We start from the raw sequence: 18,915 nt of genomic DNA on the forward strand, positions 1-18,915 counted from the left end.
GTGTGAAGTGCGCGGGCATCTAGGCGACATCGACGGAAAAGGCAAGGCCTGCGTCGCAGGTCCCCGGCCGGTCAGAGCTTGTGCAGGCCGTCGAAGCGCGTCGTCTCGACCGTCCAGGGCTCGACGTCATCGAGCGTCCGGACATTGACCGCGATCATGTCGCGCCCGTCCGGAGACTTGCCGGCGCCAAAAGGCTCAACGCCACACACGCGGCAAAAGCGGTGGCTGATGACATGGCGATTGAACAGATATTCGCTCAGCCGGTCCTCGCCCCGGATCAGGCGGAAGGCTTCGGGCGATACAAAGCCCAGCATCAGCCCCTTGCGGTAGCAGTGGGTGCAGTTGCACTCGATCACCCCGGACAGGTCCAGGTCGGCCTCGAAGGCCACGGCCCCGCAGTGACAGGACCCCTTGTGCGTCGCCGTCTCGCCCATCACGCCTCCTCCAGCAGAACCACGCCCGGCACGGTCTTGAGCGCACCCCGCAGGGCCGCATCCAGCCGGTATCGCCCGGGCAATTTCACCTCGACCTCACGCCGGCCCTCCAGGGTGGCGATCAGGCTGACCTCCCCACCCCGGCCCGGACCCTGGGCCCGCGACCGGTCCAGCCGCGCCTTCAGCGCCGCCGGGTCCGCCGCGCGACCGGACACATGGACCCTCAGGTTGACATCGGACTGTTCGATGGCCGCATCCATGCGGCTGGCCTCGTCGCCGAAGAAGCGCACCTCGCCGTCGCTGGCCTTCGCCCGCACCTTGACCATCAGGGCGGCGCCGACTTCCAGCACGTCGCGATAACGCCGCAGGGCCTCGGGCGTGAACAGGCATTCGAACTCGCCCGTCGGGTCCGAGAAGTTGACGAAGGCGAACTTCTCGCCGCTGCGGGCGCTGGTGCGCTCCTGCCGGCGACGCACGACCCCGGCCATCAGGAAGGCCTCGTGCCCCCCCTCGGCCAGCGACAGGGCCTCGGCTGCAAAGGTCACCCGTTTGCGGCGCAGGGCGGCTTCCATGTCCTCCAGCGGGTGGCCCGACAGATAGAAGCCGACCGCAGACAATTCCTGGTCCAGCCGCTCGGGCCCGACCCAGGGCTCGACCGACTTGAGGCGCGGCCGCGCGGCATGGGCCTGATCGGCCCCGAACAGGCTGACCTGTGACGAGGCCCGCTCGGCGGCCACGCTCTGGCAATAGGCCATCAGGGTGTCGGCCTGGTCGAGGATCTGGTGCCGGTTGGGGTGCAGGCTGTCCAGCGCCCCGGCCTTGGCCAGCCCTTCCAGCGCGCGCTTGTTCACCGCCCGCGGGTCGATCCGCTCGAGGAAGTCGAACAGGTCGGCAAAACGACCGCCGGTCTCGCGCACCTCGACCACATGGCGCATGGCCTCCAGCCCGACGTTGCGGATGGCGCCGAGGGCATACAGGACCGCGCCCTTGCCCGCGTCATCGTATGCCACGTCAAAGTCGGCGGCCGAGCGGTTGATGTCGGGCGCCAGCACCGTCACCCCGGCCTTGCGCGCGTCCTGATAGAAGATCGCCAGCTTGTCGGTGTTGGAGATATCCAGCGACATGGAGGCGGCGAAGAACTCGACCGGGTGGTTCGCCTTCAGCCAGCCCGTCTGATAGCTGATCATCGCATAGGCGGCGGCGTGCGACTTGTTGAAGCCGTAGCCCGCGAACTTGGCCACCAGATCGAAGATGCCGCCCGACTGGGCTTCCGGCACGCCGCGTTCCGAGGCGCCCGCAATGAATCGCGCCCGCTGGAAGTCCATCTCCTCCTTTTTCTTCTTGCCCATGGCGCGGCGCAGGAGGTCGGCTTCGCCCAGGCTGTATCCGGCCAGGATCTGGGCGATCTGCATCACCTGCTCCTGGTAGATGATGACGCCGTAGGTCTCCTTCAGCACATCGGCCAGCGAGGGATGGAGCGTATCGACCTCGGCCCGCCCGAACTTGCGGTCGATATAGACGTCGATGTTCTCCATCGGGCCGGGCCGGTAGAGCGAGATCAGGGCGGTGATCTCCTCGATCGACTCGCAGCGCATCTTGCGCAGGGTGTCGCGCATGCCCTGCGATTCCAGCTGGAACACGCCGACCGTCTGGCCCGAGGCCATCAGCTCATAGGTGGCCTTGTCGTCGAGCGGCAGGAGCGAGAAATCGACCGCCGCGCCGCGCCGGGCCAGATAGCCGTGCGCGCGGTCCAGCACCGTCAGGGTCTTGAGGCCAAGGAAGTCGAACTTCACCAGACCGGCCGGCTCGACCCACTTCATGTTGAATTGGGTGGCCGGGATGTCCGAGCGCGGATCCTTGTAGAGCGGGGTCAGTTCGACCAGCGGCCGGTCGCCGATGACGATGCCGGCGGCGTGGGTCGAGGCGTTGCGGTACAGGCCCTCCAGCTCCAAGGCCGTGGCCAGCAGGGTCGCGACCGCGGGCTCGGCGTCGCGGGCCTCCTTCAGGCGCGGCTCAAGCTCGATGGCCTGGGCCAGGGTGACCGGATTGGCGGGGTTGGCGGGCACCATCTTGGCCAGCCGGTCGACCTGGCCGAGCGGCATCTGCAGCACCCGGCCCACGTCGCGCAGCACGGCCCGTGCCTGCAGGGTGCCGAAGGTGATGATCTGCGCGACGCGGTCCTCGCCATAGTGCTTTTGCACATAGGCGATCACCTCTTCGCGGCGCTCCTGACAGAAGTCGATATCGAAGTCGGGCATGGACACCCGCTCCGGATTCAGGAAGCGCTCGAACAGCAGGCCGAACCGCAGCGGATCGAGGTCGGTAATGGTCAGCGCCCAGGCGACCAGCGAACCGGCACCGGAGCCCCGGCCCGGCCCCACCGGAATGCCGTGCAGCTTGGCCCATTTGATGAAGTCCGACACGATCAGGAAGTAGCCGGGGAAGCCCATCTGCTGGATGATGCCGACCTCGAACTCCAGCCGGTCCCAATAGGCCTGCTCCGGCGCGGCCGCCTCGACCGAGGCCAGCCGGGCCTTGAGCCCTTCGCGCGCCTGAAACGCCAGTTCGTCGGCCTCGTCCCGGCCCTCGCCCGTATCGAACCTGGGCAGGATGGGCGCGCGGGTGGGCACGAGGAAGGCGCACCGCCGTGCGATCTCCAGCGTATTGTCACAGGCCTCCGGCAGATCGGCGAACAGGGTCCGCATGTCCGCTGCCGACTTGAACCAGTGGTGGGACGTGACGCGTCGGCGGTCGTCCTGACCGGTGAAGGCCCCATCGGCGATGCAGAGAAGGGCATCGTGCGACCGGGACCGGTCCGCCCGGGCGAAATAGACGTCGTTGGTGGCGACCAGCGGAACGTCCGTCTCATAGGCCCAGGCCACCAGCCCGGCCTCGGCCTGCCGCTCCTCGGGCAGGTTATGGCGCTGAAGCTCGACATAGAAGCGGTCGCCGAACACCCGCGCCATTTCGGCCAGGGCCTCTCGCGCCTCGCCGTCCCGGTTCTGCACGAACAGGGGATCGACCGGACCATCGGGTCCACCCGACAGAAGGATCAGCCCCTCGGCATGCTCACGAACCCGGCTCCAGGCCACGCCCGGCTCGGCCAGATCGCCGGCTTCCAGATAGGCCAGCGACGACAGGGCCGACAGATTTCTCCAGCCCAGCTCGTTCTGGACCAGCAGCACCACCGTCGGCAGGCGCGCCCAGCGCTCGGACTTTTGCCCCCCGAGCCCGGTGACCGGCAGGGCGCAGCCTACGACCGGCTGCACACCCGCCCCCTTGGTCGATTGGCTGAATTCGAGGGCCCCGAACAGATTGGTGCGGTCGGCGATGGCCACCGCCGGCATGCCCGCGTCCGCCGCCATCTTGCCCAGCGCCGAGGCCTTGATGGCTCCTTCAAGCAGGGAATAGGCCGATCGGGCCCGCAGGTGGACAAAGCCGTTTTCGAAGGCCTCCGTCACCGACTGTCTCCCCTGCCCCGCAGATCACACATGCCCCTGACTATGGAAGGATTCTGCCGGCGGGCACCCCGGCAGTTCCAATCCATCCCCAGCCGCGCAATGCCGCCGGTGGATCAATAGGCCAGCAGGGCCGCCTGCCAGGCCATCCAGACGAAGCCGCCGCACGACGCCAGCGACAGCATTTCCCGAACCCAACGTGCCATGACGGCCCTCCGCGTGATGTTCCTGTCTTGTTCTATGTTCCATGTATGTTCCGCGTCAAGAGGCGGATTGAAACCGGGCGACCGTTGATCTCGTATGTGAGGTCATGACCCGTCTGATCATTGCCGTCCTCGCCCTGATCGCTGCCTGCAGCCCGGCACCCCCTGCCCCCGCAGAGCCGCCGCCGCCCGGCAGCCAGACCGCGATCTTCGCCGGGGGGTGCTTCTGGTCCTCGGAGAAGGCGTTCGAGCACGTCCGCGGCGTATCGTCGGTCGTGTCGGGATTTGCCGGGGGCCATGTGGCGAACCCGACCTATGCCCAGGTCGTGCGGGGCGGCACCGGTCACCGCGAGGCGATCCAGGTCACCTTTGACCCCCGGGTCGTCAGCTACCGCGCACTGGTCGACCGGTTCTGGCGCACGATCGATCCGACGGATCCGGGCGGCGTGTTCTGCGACCAGGGGCCCAGCTATCGCACGGCCGTCTTTGCAACGGCGGAACAGCGCCCGATCGCCGAAGCGTCGCGCACCGCTGCCCAGAGGGCTCTGGGCCGGGAGTTCGTCACGCCCGTGCTGGCTTCTGCCCGCTTCTGGCCGGCGGGTCCGGAGCATCAGGACTATGCCGAGCGCAACCCGGCCCGCTACGAGGCCTATCGCATCGGCTGTCGTCGTACCCCGGCCCTTCAGCGCGTCTGGGGCGACGCCGCGGTCAACTAGGACCTCAGCCGATCTTCACGCCGGGCGGCGGAACGCTGTCGGCCGGGACGAAGAAGTCCGGCATCAAGGGCTTTGTCGGATCGACCCGGTAGACGTCGAAGTCCCGTACCCCCTGCTCGTACAGGAAGCTGTCGTCGATCAGGAACCGGCCCGTATTCTCGTGCGCGGGCAGGCAGAACAGGGCGTGGGCCGCATCGGCCAGAATGTCGGGCGTGCGACAGTGGGCCAGCCCCTCCTTGCCTGTCAGGGCAAATTCGATGGCGGCCGTCGCCACTCCGGTCCGCGGCCACAGGGCGTTGAAGGCAATGCCGTCGGACTTGAACTCCTCGGCCATGCCCAGCATGGCGAGGCTCATATTGTACTTGGCCATCGAATAGGCGACGTGCGGCCCGAACCAGTGCGGCGCCAGATCCAGCGGCGGCGAGAGCGCCAGCACATGCGGGTTGGCCGCTTTCTTCAGATGCGGAATGCAGGCCTTGGACACCAGGAAGGTGCCCCGCCCGTTCACCTGATGCATCAGATCATAGCGCTTCATGTCGGTGGCCAGCGTCCCGGTCAGCTGGATGGCCGAGGCATTGTTCACGCAGATATCGATACCGCCGAACCGCTCGACCGTCGCCTCGACCGCCGCCATGACCGACTCTTCGCTGCGGACGTCGACAACCAGCGGCAGCGCCTTGCCGCCGGCCGCCTCAATCTCTTCGGCGGCGGAATAGATGGTGCCCGGCAGGTGCTTGTGCGGCTCGGCCGTCTTGGCCGCGATCACCACATTGGCACCGTCGCGGGCCGCGCGCAGGCCGATGGCCAGCCCAATCCCCCGGCTGGCACCCGTGATGAAGAGGGTTTTTCCGTTCAGCGACATCGGCAGGGTCCTCCAGTGCATTTCGATGGAAAACCGATAGCATGGGTTGACCCGCAATCACGATGGCCCGGACATGACTGACACCCTTCCCTTCCAGATCACCCGAGAGGGCGCCGTCGCCCGCCTGACCCTGTCGCGCCCGGAAGCCTCCAATGCGCTCGATATGCGTTTCTGGAGGGGTCTCGGTCCGGTGCTGAAGGAGCTGGATGCCGGTGGCGATGTGCGGGCGCTGGTCCTGTCGGGCGAGGGCCGGAATTTCTGCGCCGGCATGGACATCTCGGTTTTTTCGGGCGGCGCCATCCTCGGCACCGATACTGCCGCCGAGCGGCAGGCCTTTCATCAGGCCGCCCGCGACCTTCAGGACGCCCTGTCGATGCTGGAGCGGGTGCGCTTTCCGGTGATTGCCGCGGTTCAGGGGGCCTGCGTCGGCGCGGGGCTGGACATGATTGCCGCCTGCGACCTGCGGCTGGCCACCGAGAGCGCCTATTTCCGCATCGAGGAGATCAACATCGGCATGATGGCCGACGTCGGCAGCCTGCAACGCCTGCCCCGCCTGCTGCCCGAGGGCGTGGTCCGCGAACTGGCCTATCTGGGCACCAGTCTGACGGCCGACCGCGCCGAGCGGCTGGGCTTCGTCAATGCCGTCCTGCCCGATGCCGAGGCCCTGCAGGCGGCCGCCATGGAAATGGCACAGGCCATTGCCGCCAAGGCCCCGCTGGCCATTTCGGGCTCGAAGGCCGCCCTCTCCTATGCCCGCGACCACACCGTGGCCGACGGCCTGGAATGGGCCGCAGTCATGCAGGGGTCGATCTGGAACACCGCCGACATTCTGGGCGCCATTCAAGCCCGGGCCACCAAGGCCACGCCGGAGTTTGCAGACCTGCACCCCCTGCCAAAGCCCTGAGGCGTCCGCTCAGTAGGCCTGGCTTTCGGCCGGGCGTTCCTCGAGGTGGCCGTCCTTGAGGGCGAAGACGCGGTCCATATGGCCGGCCAGTTCCATGTTGTGCGTGGCGATCAGGGCGGCCACGCCGGACTTCTTGGCCAGATCGTGCAGGGCCTCGAACACCGTCTGGCTGGTCGCCGGGTCCAGGTTGCCCGTCGGCTCGTCGGCCAGCAACAGCCGCGGCCGGTTGGCCAGCGCCCGGGCCACGGCCACACGCTGACGCTCGCCCCCCGACATCTGTGACGGCTGGTGGGTCAGGCGATCCGCCAGACCCAGGGCGACCAGCAGCTCCTCGGCCCGCTCGCGCGCCGCCGACAGGCCATGCCCCGCGATGCGAAGCGGCAGGGCAACATTGTCCCGCGCATCAAATTCCGGGAGCAGGTGGTGGAATTGATAGACGAAACCGATCCGGGCCAGGCGGATATGGGTGCGTGCTCGCTCGGGCAGGCCCCCGACAGCCTCGCCGTCAATCTTCACCTCGCCCGAGGTCGGATGCTCCAGCAACCCCGCCGCATGCAGCAGGCTGGACTTGCCCGAGCCGGAGGGCCCGATGAGGCCCACGATCTCTCCGGGGCGGACATCGAGGTTCACGCCCCTGAGGACGGTCAGGTCGCCGGCGGCGGTGTCATAGGTGCGGGTCAGGTCGTGGACCGACAAGACGGGCGGGGCGAGGCTATTCATAACGGAGGGCCTCCACCGGATCGAGGCGAGCAGCCTGCCACGACGGGATCAGGCCGGCCACGCAGCTCATGAAGAACGACCACATGGCCACCCAGAAGACATCGGCCGGATCCACCAACGCCGGGACCGCGTCCAGCATGTAGACGTCGGCATTGAATAGCTCGACCTGGAAGACCCACTCCAGGAAGTGCTGGATGGCGCCGATGTTCAGGCAGAACAGCAGCCCCAGCACCAGACCGGTGATCGTGCCGGCGATGCCGATGGCGGCACCCGACATGAAGAATACCCGCAGCATGGACGACTGGCTGGCACCGACTGTCCGCAGGATGGCGATGTCCCGCGTCTTGTTCTTCACCAGCATGACGATGCCCGAGATGATGTTGAGCGCGGCGATCGCCACGACGAGGCCCAGGATGATACTCATTGCCACCCGCTCGACCTTGAGGGCGCCCCAGAAGGCCGCCAGCCGGTCGCGCCAGTCGCTGACCAGATTGCCGTCACCCACCGCTTCTCGCACCGGACCACGCAGCGCCTCCACCCGGTCGGGTTCGGCCGTCTTCATCTCAATGATGTCCCACAACCCCTCCTTGCCGAAGAACAGCTGGGCCTGCTCCAGCGGCATGAAGATGAAGGCGCGGTCGTAGTCAGCCGTACCGGAGCTGAAGACGCCGCCGACCACATAGGTCTTGGACAGACCGCCCAGATTGCCGAACGCGCTGTCGGCACCGGTCGGCGAATAGAGGGTGATGGGCGAGCCGACGCCGATGCCCAGCTGCTCGGCCAGCGACTTGCCGATCAGCACATAGTCGCCGCCGTAGTCGCCCTTGCCGAACATGTCGCGCGCGGTCTGGGACAGGCTTTCATAGACGTAGGACATGGAGGTCAGGTCCTCGGGGCGAATACCCCGCACCAGACCCCCGGTCGCCTGCCCTGCCGCCTGGAACATAGCCGGAGACTCGATCAGGGGGGTGACGCTGACGATACCGGGGACCTCGCGCAGCCGCTCCAGCGCAGCTTCGCGCTCGGGGTCGACCAGCACCTGGCCCTGCACATACATGTGCCCGTTGAACGACAGCATGCGGCTGAGCAGTTCGGCGCGGAAGCCGGCCATGATGCTCATCACCACGATCAGCGCCATGACGGCCAGCGCCACGGCGACGTAGGAGATGATGGCGATCAGGGCGATGCCGCCCTCTTTCCGCTTGGCGCGGAGATAGCGCAGGGCCAGACCGACCTCCCACAGGGAGAACGGACCGGCGGGCTTCGGCGTCTTGCCCACGGTGTCGGTCATGCGGTCAGCCGGGTCAGGGCGTCGTCGAGCGACAAGGTCAGTTTCTCGCCCGTCGCCCGGCGCTTCAGCTCGACCACGCCGTCGGCCAGCCCCTTGGGCCCGATCGTCAGCTGCCAGGGAATACCGATCAGGTCGGCCGTCGCGAACTTGCCGCCCGGACGCTCGTCGGTGTCGTCGTAGAGCACCTCCTTGCCCAGCGCTTCCAGCCGCGAGACGGCCTCGTCGCAGGCGGCGCAGACCGCCTCGTCATTGGCCCTGAGGTTGATCACGGCCACGTCGAAGGGCGCCACGGCGTCCGGCCAGATGATGCCGGCGCTGTCATGACTGGCCTCGATGATGGCGCCCAGCAGGCGCGAGACCCCCACGCCATAGCTGCCCATGTGGACGTCGGCGTCGCGACCATCCGGGCCCTGGACCCGGGCCTTCATCGGCGTCGAATATTTGGTCCCGAAATAGAAGATGTGCCCCACCTCGATGCCGCGGGCGGTCAGGCGGTCGCTCTCGGCGGTCTCGGCCTCGAAGCGGTCCGCCTCGTGCATTTCCTCGGTCGCGGCGTAAAGGGCGGTCCGCGCATCGACGATGGCCTGCAGGTCGTCCCAGTCGACATCGCCGCCCGGCGCCGGCATCTCGACCAGCTTGCGGTCGCAGAACACCTGGCTTTCGCCCGTGTCGGCCAGCACGATGAATTCGTGGCTCAGGTCGCCACCGATCGGGCCGGTGTCGGCGCGCATCGGCACCGCCTTCAGGCCCATACGGGCAAAGGTGTTCAGATAGGCCACGAACATGCGGTTGTAGGCCTTGCGCGCCGAGGCCTCGTCCAGATCGAAGGAATAGGCGTCCTTCATCAGGAACTCGCGGCCGCGCATCACGCCGAAGCGCGGGCGACGCTCGTCACGGAACTTCCACTGGATGTGAAACAGGTTCAGCGGCAGAGATTTGTAGCTCTTCACATAGGCCCGGAAGATGTCGGTGATCATCTCCTCATTGGTGGGGCCGTACAGCAGCTCGCGCTCATGCCGGTCCTTGATGCGGAGCATTTCGGGGCCATAGGCGTCATAGCGGCCCGACTCGCGCCACAGATCGGCCAGCTGCAGGGTCGGCATCAGCAGCTCGACGGCGCCCGCGCGGACCTGCTCTTCACGCACGATCTGCTCGATCCGCCGCAGGACGCGCAGGCCCAGCGGCAGCCAGGCATAGATGCCGGCGGCTTCCTGACGGATCAGGCCCGCCCGCAGCATCAGCTGATGCGAGACGATCTGGGCGTCGGCGGGCGCCTCTTTCAGCGTGGGCAGGAAATAGCGCGACAGGCGCATGGGCACATCCGGATCAAGCAGCAGGGTCTGGCTGTGCTTTAGCCGGGACGTTGGCCCAAAAGCTAGACCAGTCTGTGGCCAAGCTTTATCCGGCGCCGATTTCCGGCATGGGCACCAGGCCGGTGAAGATCGCCCCGACGATCAGAAGCCAGAGGACGGCCCCCACCCAGGTGGTGGTGACGAACTTCTTCTTCAGATTGGGCGTATCGGGCGCCCCCCACTGCGACCCGTCGGTCGGCGGCGGCTGATCCTGGCGGTTCGTGCCGATCGGCAGGACCATGAACAGCGCCACCCACCAGCAGATGATGTAGATGGCGAACATCGTGAGCGGGCCGATCGGCATCAGTGAGCTCCTTCCTTCGGGGTTTCCATCAGCTCGACCAGCACACCGCCCATGTCCTTCGGGTGCACGAACAGGATCGGCGTCCCATGGGCCCCGATGCGCGGCTCGCCGGTGCCAAGAATCGTCGCCCCCCTGGCCCGCAGCACATCCCGCGCGGCCAGAATGTCCTCGACCTCGAAACAGACATGGTGCTGGCCGCCCTTGGGGTTCTTGGCCAGAAATCCATGGATGGGACTGTCGTCCCCCAGCGGCTCGATCAGCTCGATCTGGCTGTTGGGCAGGTCGACGAAGCACACCCGCACGCCCTGCGCCGGCAGGTCGAACGGCGCCTGCGCCTGCGTCGCGCCCAGCAGGTCCCGATACAGGGCGACGCTGGCTTCGATGGAGGGGGTGGCGACCCCGACGTGGTTCAGGCGACCGATCATCAGACCCTCAGCACAATGGTTTCAACGATGGGGCGGCGGTCCCAGATGCCCTGGCTGGCCTTCTTCAGGGTGCGGGCCACGGCCTGTTCGATGACCATTTCGTCCTCCAGCGCCTCGCCCTTCAGCTTGCGGACGGCATCCTCGGCCCGCTCGGCCAGCTCGTCCAGAAGGTCGCCCAGCGGCTGGTCCTCGTCGCCCGGCAGGCCGATGCCCCGCACATCGATGCTGGAGGCCAGCTTGCCGCGCCGGTCCAGCGCAAAGCTGACCAGAATCAGGCCATTCGACGCCGCGTGGCGCCGCTCGCGCAGGGCCTCGCCCATTTCCTCGACCAGCATGCCCCCGTCGACGAACAGGCGGCCCGAGGGGACCTCGTCGATGATCGCCGCAGGCCCGGGCGCCAGACGCACCATGTCACCGTTCCGGGGCGTGACCGTTTCCGGCACCTGCATTTCCTTGGCCAGCATCGCGTGCTCGGCGATGTGGCGGCGCATGCCGTGCGTGGGGATGGCGATATGGGGCCGCGCCCACTGGTACATCTGGCGCAGTTCGTCGCGGCACGGGTGGCCCGAGACGTGGATGCCCGGATGGTCCCGGTCGGTGTAGATGCGCACCCCCCGCTCCGACAGGGCGTCCTGCAGGCGGCCGATGGCCAGCTCATTGCCGGGGATCATGCGCGACGAGAAGATGCAGTGGTCGCCCTTGCCCAGCTTGATGAAGGGGTGATTGCCCTCGGCCACGCGCGACAGGGCGGCACGTGCCTCACCCTGACTGCCGGTGCACAGGTACAGCAGCTCGTCCGCGGGCCAGCGGCGGGCGTCTTCCTCGCTCAGGAAGGGTTTGGCGTCGGTCAGCAGGCCGACGGACCTGGCCGCCGCCGTGATCCGGTGCATCGACCGCCCGGCCAGCGCAACCCGGCGCCCGGCCTGCTCCGCCGCATGGATGACGCTGTCCAGCCGCGCCACGTTTGACGCAAAACAGCCGACCGCCACCCTGCCCTTCAGGCCGCCGATCAGTTCGGTCAGGGCCTCCCGCACCTCGCCTTCCGAACCGGCGGTGCCCTCGACGAAGACATTGGTGGAATCGCACACCATGGCCAGCACCCCCTCGTCTCCGAGGCGGCGGATGGTCTCGACATCGGTGCGCTCGCCGACGACCGGATCGTTGTCGATCTTCCAGTCACCGGTATGCAGGACCAGCCCCAGCGGCGTGGTGATGGCCAGACCGTTCGGCTCGGCCGTCGAATGGGTGATGGTCACCATCTCGATGTGGAAGGGGTCGAGGTCGATGGTGCCACCCAGCGGCACCTCGTGCAGCTTCACCCGGTCGCCGAGGCCGGCGTCGCGCAGCTTCTCGCGGATCAGATAGGCGGTGAACGGTGTGGCATAGAGCGGGGCCTTCAAGCGCGGCCACAGCCAGCCCAGCGCCCCGATGTGGTCCTCGTGGGCGTGGGTCAGCACGATCCCGAGGATATTCTCCCCCTCAAGGAAGGTCGGGTCGGGCACGATCACATCGACGCCCGGTGTGGTGTGATCGCCGAATGTCACCCCGACATCGACCAGGATCCACTTGCGATCATTGGCCGGGCCAAAGCCATAGGCATTCAGGTTCATGCCGATCTCGTTCGACCCGCCCAGCGGCAGGAAGACCAGTTCGTCGGATTTGGATTTGGTCATGGCGTCTTTCCGGAGTTGCGACGCCAGACGTCCAGCAGGCCGCGAAGGGTCAGGTCGGGGTCGAAATGGTCGATGCTGTCGGTCGCACCTTCGAACAGGCTGGCGACACCGCCGGTGCCGATGACCGTCATCGGACGGCCCCACTCGGTCTTGATGCGTGCAACCAGTCCCTCGATCAGGGCAATATAGCCCCAGAACACGCCCGATTGCATGTTCGACACCGTATCCTTGCCGATCACGCGGTCCGGCTTCTGGATGGCGATGCGCGGCAGCATGGCGGCGGCCTCGTGCAGGGCCTGCAGCGACAGATTGATCCCGGGCGCGATCACCCCGCCCTCGAAGGCTCCGTCGGCGGCGATCACGTCGAAGGTGGTGGCTGTGCCCGAGTCGATGACGATCAGGTCGCCGGGGTATTTCAGGTGGGCGCCGATGGCGTTGACGAGGCGGTCCGCGCCCGCCTCGGACGGCTTCTCGATGCGGGCTTCCATCCCCAGATCGACATTCTGGCCGACCACCAGCGGCTCTACCCCCAGATAGCGCCGGGCGAGGTTCCGGAGATTGAAGATCGACTGGGGCACCACGCTGGAAATGATGCAGCCCTTCAGCGTGCCGAGGTCGAGCCCGCGCATGGTCAGCAGTTGGGTCAGCCAGACCGCATATTCGTCCGCCGTGCGATTGGCGGCCGTGGCCGTGCGCCACTGCACGATCCAGTCCTCGCCGTCGTGCACGGCGAACAGCGTATTGGTGTTGCCCTGTTCAATCGCCAGAAGCATCAGGCCCGCTCTCCGAAAAAGACATCCCCTGCCGATATAAGCCGAAGGGTGCCGTCGGCCAGCCTGAGACGCAGCGCCCCGTCGTCGGCGAGACCTTCGGCCACACCCTCAACCGTCTCGTGACCCAGTCGGGCGACGGCCGGGGCGTTGAGTCCATGGGCCCGCCGGGTCCAGGCATCGCGGATGACGTCAAAGCCCAGCGCCTCGCGCCGCTTGGTCCAGGCGGCAAAGGCCTCGGCCAGAGGGGGCAAGGCTTCCTCCAGCGTCGGGGCCCGCGCCACGCCTCCGGCCAGATGGGCCGCGGCGGCGGTTGCCGGCCGCTCCACATCCTGCGGGGCACTGGCCAGATTGACGCCGATGCCGACCGCCAGCCACAGCCCGCCGGCGGGCGCGGGGCCCGACTCGACCAGAATGCCTGAGGCCTTCATGCCCTCGATCATCACATCGTTCGGCCATTTGATCGTCACACACGCCGGCGGGACGTAGTGGTCCAGAAGATCCGCGACCGCGAGCGCGGCGATAAAGCTGGTCTGGGCGGCCTCGGCCGGCGGCGCGTGCGTCACGCACAGATATGTGGCGGCCAGATTGCCCTGATGGTCCGACCAGGCCCGCCCGCGTCGGCCACGTCCGGCATTCTGGCGCCGGGCGGCGATCCAGATCGGCCCGGTGTGCCCGGCCTCGGCCAGTCGCCGGGCCTCGGCGTTGGTGGAGTCGATCTCGTCGAGAATCAGCAGCTCGGCGGGCGACACCGCCCTACCCGGCTCCGAAACCGGACGCGGCGATGGCCGTCAGCGGCTCCAGCCAGGTCAGACCGATGATCACAACCGGGAAGGCGAACGCTGCAGCGGCCAGGGCCAGGGTGCGCGCCTCGATCGGCTGGGGATCGGTCACGGCCTCCTCGTCGAGCGGCGGATCGAACCACATCAGCTTGATGATGCGCAGATAGTAGAAGGCTGCCACGACCGAGGCCACCAGACCCGCCGCCGCCACCATCCAGTAGCCGGCATCGGCGGCAGCCCCGAACACATAGTATTTGCCCCAGAAGCCCGAGAACGGCGGCATGCCCAGCACCGACAGCGAGAGCACGGTCAGGACCACGGTCGTCAGCGGACGCGTCTTCTTCAGCCCGGCCAGGTCGGCGATCCGGCGGATCGGCTTGCCTCCGCGCGACAGCGACAGCAGGACGGCGAAGAAGCCGATCTGGTCGATCACATACAGGGTCATGAACATCAGCATGGCCTGAAGGCCCGCCTCGGTGCCCGCGACAATGCCCAGCAGGGCGTAGCCGATGTTGGCGATCGAGGAATAGGCCAGCAGCCGCTGCAGATCACGCTGCGCCAGACCGCCGATGGCACCGACGACGAACGAGGCCAGACAGATCAGCACCAGCACCTGGGCCCACTGGTCGTGGATGGCGCCGAACCCGTTGCTCAGAACGCGGGCGACCAGCACCATGGCCGCCATTTTGGGCGCCGTGGCGAACAGGGCGACGACCGGCGTGGGCGCGCCCTCATAGACGTCGGGCGTCCACATGTGGAACGGCGCCGCCGAAACCTTGAAGGCCAGACCGCACAGCAGGAACACCAGACCGAAGATCAGGCCCGCGGCGCCGCCATCGGCCACCGAACGCGCCGACAGGGCGATGTCCTCGAACCGCATCGAGCCCGAGAAGCCGTAGATCAGGCTGGCACCATACAGCAGCAGACCCGACGACAGGGCGCCCAGCACGAAATACTTCAGACCAGCCTCGGAGGCCTTGAGGTCGTCGCGGTGGAAGGCGGCCAGCACATAGAGCGCCAGCGAGTGGAGCTCGATGCCGACATAGAGCGAGATCAGATCCCCCGACGACACCATCATGGCCATGCCGACCGAGGCCAGCACGATCAGCACCGGATATTCGAAGCGGGCGATGCGGGTGCGGGCCATCCAGCCGTCGCCCATGACCACGGCCACGGCGCTCAGCAGATAGATGGCGACCTTGCCATAGGCCGCCAGCGGATCGGCGACGAAGGCCCCGTTGAAGGCCTGGCCCAGCGGGGCATTGATGGCGAGGGCCGCGGCGGCCACCAGCAGGGCGACCGACAGGATCGAGATCAGACGGGTCGACTTCTCGCCGATGAAGGCGCCCAGCATCAGCAGCACCATGGCCCCGATGGCCAGGGTCACTTCGGAAGCGGCGAGTTGAAGGGCGGAGGACAGGTCAGGCATTTCGGATCTCATCCACCGATCGCGGCACGGAAGCCGGCAGTCAGGGCCTCGACGGAGGTCGAGGTCAGGTCAAGCACAGCCGCCGGATAGACGCCCAGCCACAGGGTCCCCACGATCAGGGGCACGAAGACGATCAGCTCGCGCCGGTCGATATCGGTGATGGTCTTGAGCGCGGGGTTGGTGATCTCGCCGAACATGACGTTGCGGTACAGCGTCAGCGCATAGACGGCCGAGAAGATCACCCCCGAGGCGGCGAACAGGGCGGTCCAGGTCGAGACCTCATAGACGGCGGTCAGCGACAGGATTTCGCCGATGAAGCCCGAGGTGCCCGGCAGGCCGACGTTGGCCATGGTGAACATCAGGAAGATGGCGGCGAACCACGGCATCTTCGACGTCAGACCGCCGTAGAAGGCGATCTCACGGGTGTGCATCCGGTCATAGACCACGCCCACGCAGAGGAAGAGCGCGCCCGAGATCAGGCCGTGGCTCAGCATCTGGAAGACCGCGCCCTGCACGCCCTGGTCGTTGCCGGCGAAGATGCCCATGGTCACGAAGCCCATGTGGGCGACCGACGAATAGGCGATCAGCTTCTTGATGTCGGTCTGACGGAAGGCGACCAGCGAGGTGTAGACGATGGCGATAGCCGACAGGGCGAACACCAGCGGGCGGAACATTTCCGAGGCCTGCGGGAACATCGGCAGGTTGAACAGCAGGAAGCCGTAGCCGCCCAGCTTCAGCAGGATGCCCGCCAGGATAACCGAACCGGCCGTCGGCGCCTGCACGTGGGCGTCGGGCAGCCAGGTGTGGACCGGCCACATCGGCATCTTGACCGCGAAAGAGGCGAAGAAGGCCAGCCACAGCAGCGGCTGCACCGCCGGGCTGAAGGCATATTCCTTGAGCAGCGGGATCGAGGTGGTGCCCGCCTCCGCCGCCATCCACAGCATGGCCAGCAGCATCAGCACCGACCCCAGCAGGGTGTAGAGGAAGAATTTGTAGGCCGCGTAGATGCGGTTCTGTCCGCCCCAGATGCCGATGATCAGGAACATCGGGACCAGGGTGCCCTCGAAGAAGATGTAGAACAGGAACAGGTCCAGCGAGGTGAAGACGCCGATCACCAGCGTCTCGAGCACCAGGAAGGCGATCATATAGTCGGCCACCCGGTCCTTGATCGTCGTCCAGCTGGCCAGGATGCACAGCGGCAGCAGGAAGGCCGTCAGCAGCACGAACAGGATCGAGATCCCGTCGACACCCATGTGATAGGCGGCGCCCGCAAACCACTGATAGTGCTCGACGAACTGATAGGCGGCATTCGAGGCGTCAAACCTGGCCACCAGCAGGATCGACACCGCCAGGGTGATCAGGGTGGTGACGAAGGCGATGCGCCGCGCGGCCGGCGCGACAGACGCGTCCGACTTGCCCGCCATGCGGACGGCCAGCAGCACCGCTGCCCCCACGAGCGGCAGGAAGGTGACGAGGCTCAGGATGTGAGACATCAACAGGGACACGCGATCAGCCCCCCCAGGTGGCGATGGCGAAGGCGAGCAGACCGGCCACGCCCAGCAGCATCACGAACGCATAGTGATAGACGTAGCCCGACTGGATTTTCGACAGTCGCGCCGCGGATTTCAGCGAGGCCCAGGCGGCCCCGTTCGGGCCCAGCCCGTCGATGATCTTCACGTCGCCGATCTTCCAGAACAGATCGCCGACCGCCTTTGCCCCCTTCACGAAAACAAAGTCGTACAGCTCGTCGAAGAACCACTTGTTGTAGAAGAAGGTGTGAAGCGGTCCGCCGCGCTCGGCCATACGCCGGCCCAGGCCTTCCTTGAGCACATAGACATAGACGGCGATCAGCGTGCCGAGGCCCGAGACGACCAGCGGTGCCCACAGCACCCAGGTGGGCACCGAATGGCTGTCGTGGATCACGTGATTGGTCGGGCCGCTGAAGATGGCCCCGCGCCAGAACTCGTGCTCGTGATGGCCGACGAACTGGTCGTAGAAGGTAAAGCCCGCGGCCACGGCGCCCACCGACAGCACCAGCAGCGGCACGATCATGACCCAGGGGCTCTCGTGCGGCTTCAGCGGGCCGTGATGATGGTGGTCGTCATGCGCATGATCGGCATGGTCGTCGGCGATCGGCTCGGAATGGGTTTCCAGCTGGGCGTCGGTCGCGTGATCGTCCGCATGATGGGCGTCCTCTTCCTTCCACGCCGGCTTGTTGTGGAAGGTCATGAACACCAGACGCCACGAATAATAGGCCGTCAGACCGGCAGCGAACAGGCCGATGAAGAAGACGAACATGCCCACCGGATTGTCGGCGCCGGCGGCAAAGGCGCTCTCGAGGATCGAGTCCTTGGAATAGAAGCCGGCAAAGCCCCACTTCAGGCCGGGGATGCCGAGGCCGGTGATGGCAATCGTGCCGATCATCATCACGCCATAGGTGATGGGCAGCAGACGGCCGAGACCGCCCATCTTCCGCATGTCCTGCTCGTGATGCATGCCGTGGATCACCGAGCCGGCCCCGAGGAACAGCAGGGCCTTGAAGAAGGCGTGGGTGAACAGGTGGAACATGGCCGCCTGATAGGCGCCGATGCCGGCCGCGAAGAACATGTAGCCCAGCTGCGAACAGGTCGAATAGGCGATGACCCGCTTGATGTCGTTCTGGGCCAGACCGACGGTGGCGGCGAACAGGGCCGTGACGGCACCGACGATGGCGATGATCTGGGCCGCGACCGGCGCATATTCGTAAATCGGGCTGAGCAGGCAGACCATATAGACGCCGGCGGTCACCATGGTGGCCGCGTGGATCAGCGCCGAAACCGGGGTCGGGCCCTCCATGGCGTCCGGCAGCCAGGTGTGCAGGAAGAACTGGGCCGACTTGCCCATGGCGCCGATGAACAGCAGCAGGCCGGCCAGATCCAGCGCGGACCAGGTGTGACCCAGGAACTCCCAGCCCGTTCCGGCCTTCGACGCGATCATCGGGAACAGTTCGGCGAACTGGATCGTGCCGAACATCCAGAAGACGGTAATGATGCCCAGCGCAAAGCCGAAGTCGCCGACGCGGTTGACCACGAAGGCCTTGATGGCGGCGGCGCTGGCCGTGGGCTTCTTGTACCAGAATCCGATCAGCAGATAGGACGCCAGACCCACCCCTTCCCAGCCGAAGAACAGCTGCATGAAGTCGGCGGCGGTCACCAGCGCCAGCATGGCGAAGGTGAACAGCGACAGATAGGCGAAGAACCGCGGCCGGTCGGGATCCTCGGACATATAGCCCCAGGAATAGAGGTGAACGAGCGACGACACCGTCGTCACCACGATCAGCATGACGGCCGACAGGGCATCGATGCGGATCGACCAGGCCGACTGGAAGTCGCCGACGTTGATGAACGGCATGAGCTGGAGCGTGAAGGCTTCCATCCCGCCCCAGGTGTGACGGGCGAACACCGTCCAGGCCACGGCGCAGGAGAAGAACAGCAGGCCGGTCGTCACCGCCTGGGAGGCGATGTTGCCGATCCGCCGTCCGGTCAGACCGGCGATGGCCGCGCCCAGCAGCGGCGCAAAGATGCCCAGAATGATCAGGGTTTCGAAGCTCACG

General features: G+C 66.8%; 16 protein-coding genes. 2 read left to right on the top strand and 14 right to left on the bottom strand.

Annotated elements, in window-relative coordinates; genetic code table 11:
* Positions 1–71: 71 nt before the first annotated feature.
* Together LC068_RS02515 and dnaE are read right to left on the bottom strand one after the other, a co-directional pair.
* On the bottom strand, positions 72–434 hold the full coding sequence (locus tag LC068_RS02515) for a GFA family protein (RefSeq protein ID WP_226634268.1): 363 nt from the start codon (positions 432–434) through the stop codon (positions 72–74).
* Positions 434–3,895 (bottom strand): DNA polymerase III subunit alpha, encoded by a 3,462-nt coding sequence (gene dnaE, locus LC068_RS02520; protein WP_226634269.1) that lies wholly within the window; start codon positions 3,893–3,895, stop codon positions 434–436. Before dnaE ends, LC068_RS02515 begins: the two co-directional genes overlap by 1 nt.
* A gap of 307 nt (positions 3,896–4,202) precedes the next feature.
* On the opposite strand from dnaE, the gene msrA reads away from it, so the two are divergent.
* A complete protein-coding gene (gene msrA / locus LC068_RS02525; RefSeq protein WP_226634270.1) occupies positions 4,203–4,811 on the top strand; it encodes a peptide-methionine (S)-S-oxide reductase MsrA in 609 nt (202 codons plus the stop codon).
* A 4-nt stretch (positions 4,812–4,815) separates the two neighbouring features.
* Here the strand turns inward: msrA and LC068_RS02530 are convergent, their stop codons facing one another.
* A complete protein-coding gene (locus LC068_RS02530; RefSeq protein WP_226634272.1) occupies positions 4,816–5,673 on the bottom strand; it encodes an SDR family oxidoreductase in 858 nt (285 codons plus the stop codon).
* 73 nt (positions 5,674–5,746) lie between these two features.
* On the opposite strand from LC068_RS02530, the gene LC068_RS02535 reads away from it, so the two are divergent.
* Positions 5,747–6,577 carry an enoyl-CoA hydratase-related protein gene (locus LC068_RS02535; protein WP_226634274.1) on the top strand — a complete coding sequence of 277 codons (831 nt, stop codon included), beginning with the start codon at positions 5,747–5,749 and terminating at the stop codon, positions 6,575–6,577.
* 9 nt (positions 6,578–6,586) lie between these two features.
* Here the strand turns inward: LC068_RS02535 and LC068_RS02540 are convergent, their stop codons facing one another.
* The 11 genes from LC068_RS02540 to nuoL all read right to left on the bottom strand — a co-directional run bounded on the left by LC068_RS02540 (position 6,587) and on the right by nuoL (position 18,914).
* The gene (locus LC068_RS02540) at positions 6,587–7,297 is read right to left on the bottom strand and encodes an ABC transporter ATP-binding protein (RefSeq protein ID WP_209120163.1); all 711 of its coding nucleotides are present in this window, start codon (positions 7,295–7,297) and stop codon (positions 6,587–6,589) included.
* A complete protein-coding gene (locus LC068_RS02545) occupies positions 7,290–8,588 on the bottom strand; it encodes a lipoprotein-releasing ABC transporter permease subunit (RefSeq protein ID WP_226634276.1) in 1,299 nt (432 codons plus the stop codon). The genes LC068_RS02540 and LC068_RS02545 overlap by 8 nt, the downstream gene beginning before the upstream one ends.
* The gene (proS, locus tag LC068_RS02550; RefSeq protein WP_226634278.1) at positions 8,585–9,901 is read right to left on the bottom strand and encodes a proline--tRNA ligase; all 1,317 of its coding nucleotides are present in this window, start codon (positions 9,899–9,901) and stop codon (positions 8,585–8,587) included. The genes LC068_RS02545 and proS overlap by 4 nt, the downstream gene beginning before the upstream one ends.
* Before the next feature lie 85 nt (positions 9,902–9,986).
* Positions 9,987–10,244 carry a DUF1467 family protein gene (locus LC068_RS02555; protein ID WP_226634280.1) on the bottom strand — a complete coding sequence of 86 codons (258 nt, stop codon included), beginning with the start codon at positions 10,242–10,244 and terminating at the stop codon, positions 9,987–9,989.
* Positions 10,244–10,669, bottom strand: coding sequence for a methylmalonyl-CoA epimerase (gene mce, locus LC068_RS02560; protein WP_226634282.1), 426 nt, complete (start codon positions 10,667–10,669; stop codon positions 10,244–10,246). Before mce ends, LC068_RS02555 begins: the two co-directional genes overlap by 1 nt.
* A complete protein-coding gene (locus tag LC068_RS02565; protein WP_226634284.1) occupies positions 10,669–12,342 on the bottom strand; it encodes a ribonuclease J in 1,674 nt (557 codons plus the stop codon). The genes mce and LC068_RS02565 overlap by 1 nt, the downstream gene beginning before the upstream one ends.
* Complete coding sequence (locus LC068_RS02570) at positions 12,339–13,118, bottom strand: type III pantothenate kinase (protein ID WP_226635441.1); 780 nt, start codon at positions 13,116–13,118, stop codon at positions 12,339–12,341. The genes LC068_RS02565 and LC068_RS02570 overlap by 4 nt, the downstream gene beginning before the upstream one ends.
* On the bottom strand, positions 13,115–13,864 hold the full coding sequence (locus LC068_RS02575; protein WP_226634286.1) for a biotin--[acetyl-CoA-carboxylase] ligase: 750 nt from the start codon (positions 13,862–13,864) through the stop codon (positions 13,115–13,117). The genes LC068_RS02570 and LC068_RS02575 overlap by 4 nt, the downstream gene beginning before the upstream one ends.
* Positions 13,865–13,868: 4 nt before the next feature.
* Positions 13,869–15,323 carry an NADH-quinone oxidoreductase subunit NuoN gene (nuoN, locus tag LC068_RS02580; protein WP_226634288.1) on the bottom strand — a complete coding sequence of 485 codons (1,455 nt, stop codon included), beginning with the start codon at positions 15,321–15,323 and terminating at the stop codon, positions 13,869–13,871.
* 8 nt (positions 15,324–15,331) lie between these two features.
* Positions 15,332–16,816 carry an NADH-quinone oxidoreductase subunit M gene (locus tag LC068_RS02585; RefSeq protein ID WP_226635442.1) on the bottom strand — a complete coding sequence of 495 codons (1,485 nt, stop codon included), beginning with the start codon at positions 16,814–16,816 and terminating at the stop codon, positions 15,332–15,334.
* Positions 16,817–16,832: 16 nt separating this feature from the next.
* Positions 16,833–18,914: an NADH-quinone oxidoreductase subunit L gene (gene nuoL / locus LC068_RS02590; protein WP_226634290.1), complete on the bottom strand. Its 2,082-nt coding sequence runs from the start codon at positions 18,912–18,914 to the stop codon at positions 16,833–16,835.
* Between the last annotated feature and the right edge of the window lies 1 nt (position 18,915).

Origin of the sequence: Brevundimonas poindexterae, assembly GCF_020524625.1 — a bacterium.
GTDB classification, from domain to species: Bacteria; Pseudomonadota; Alphaproteobacteria; order Caulobacterales; family Caulobacteraceae; genus Brevundimonas; species Brevundimonas poindexterae_A.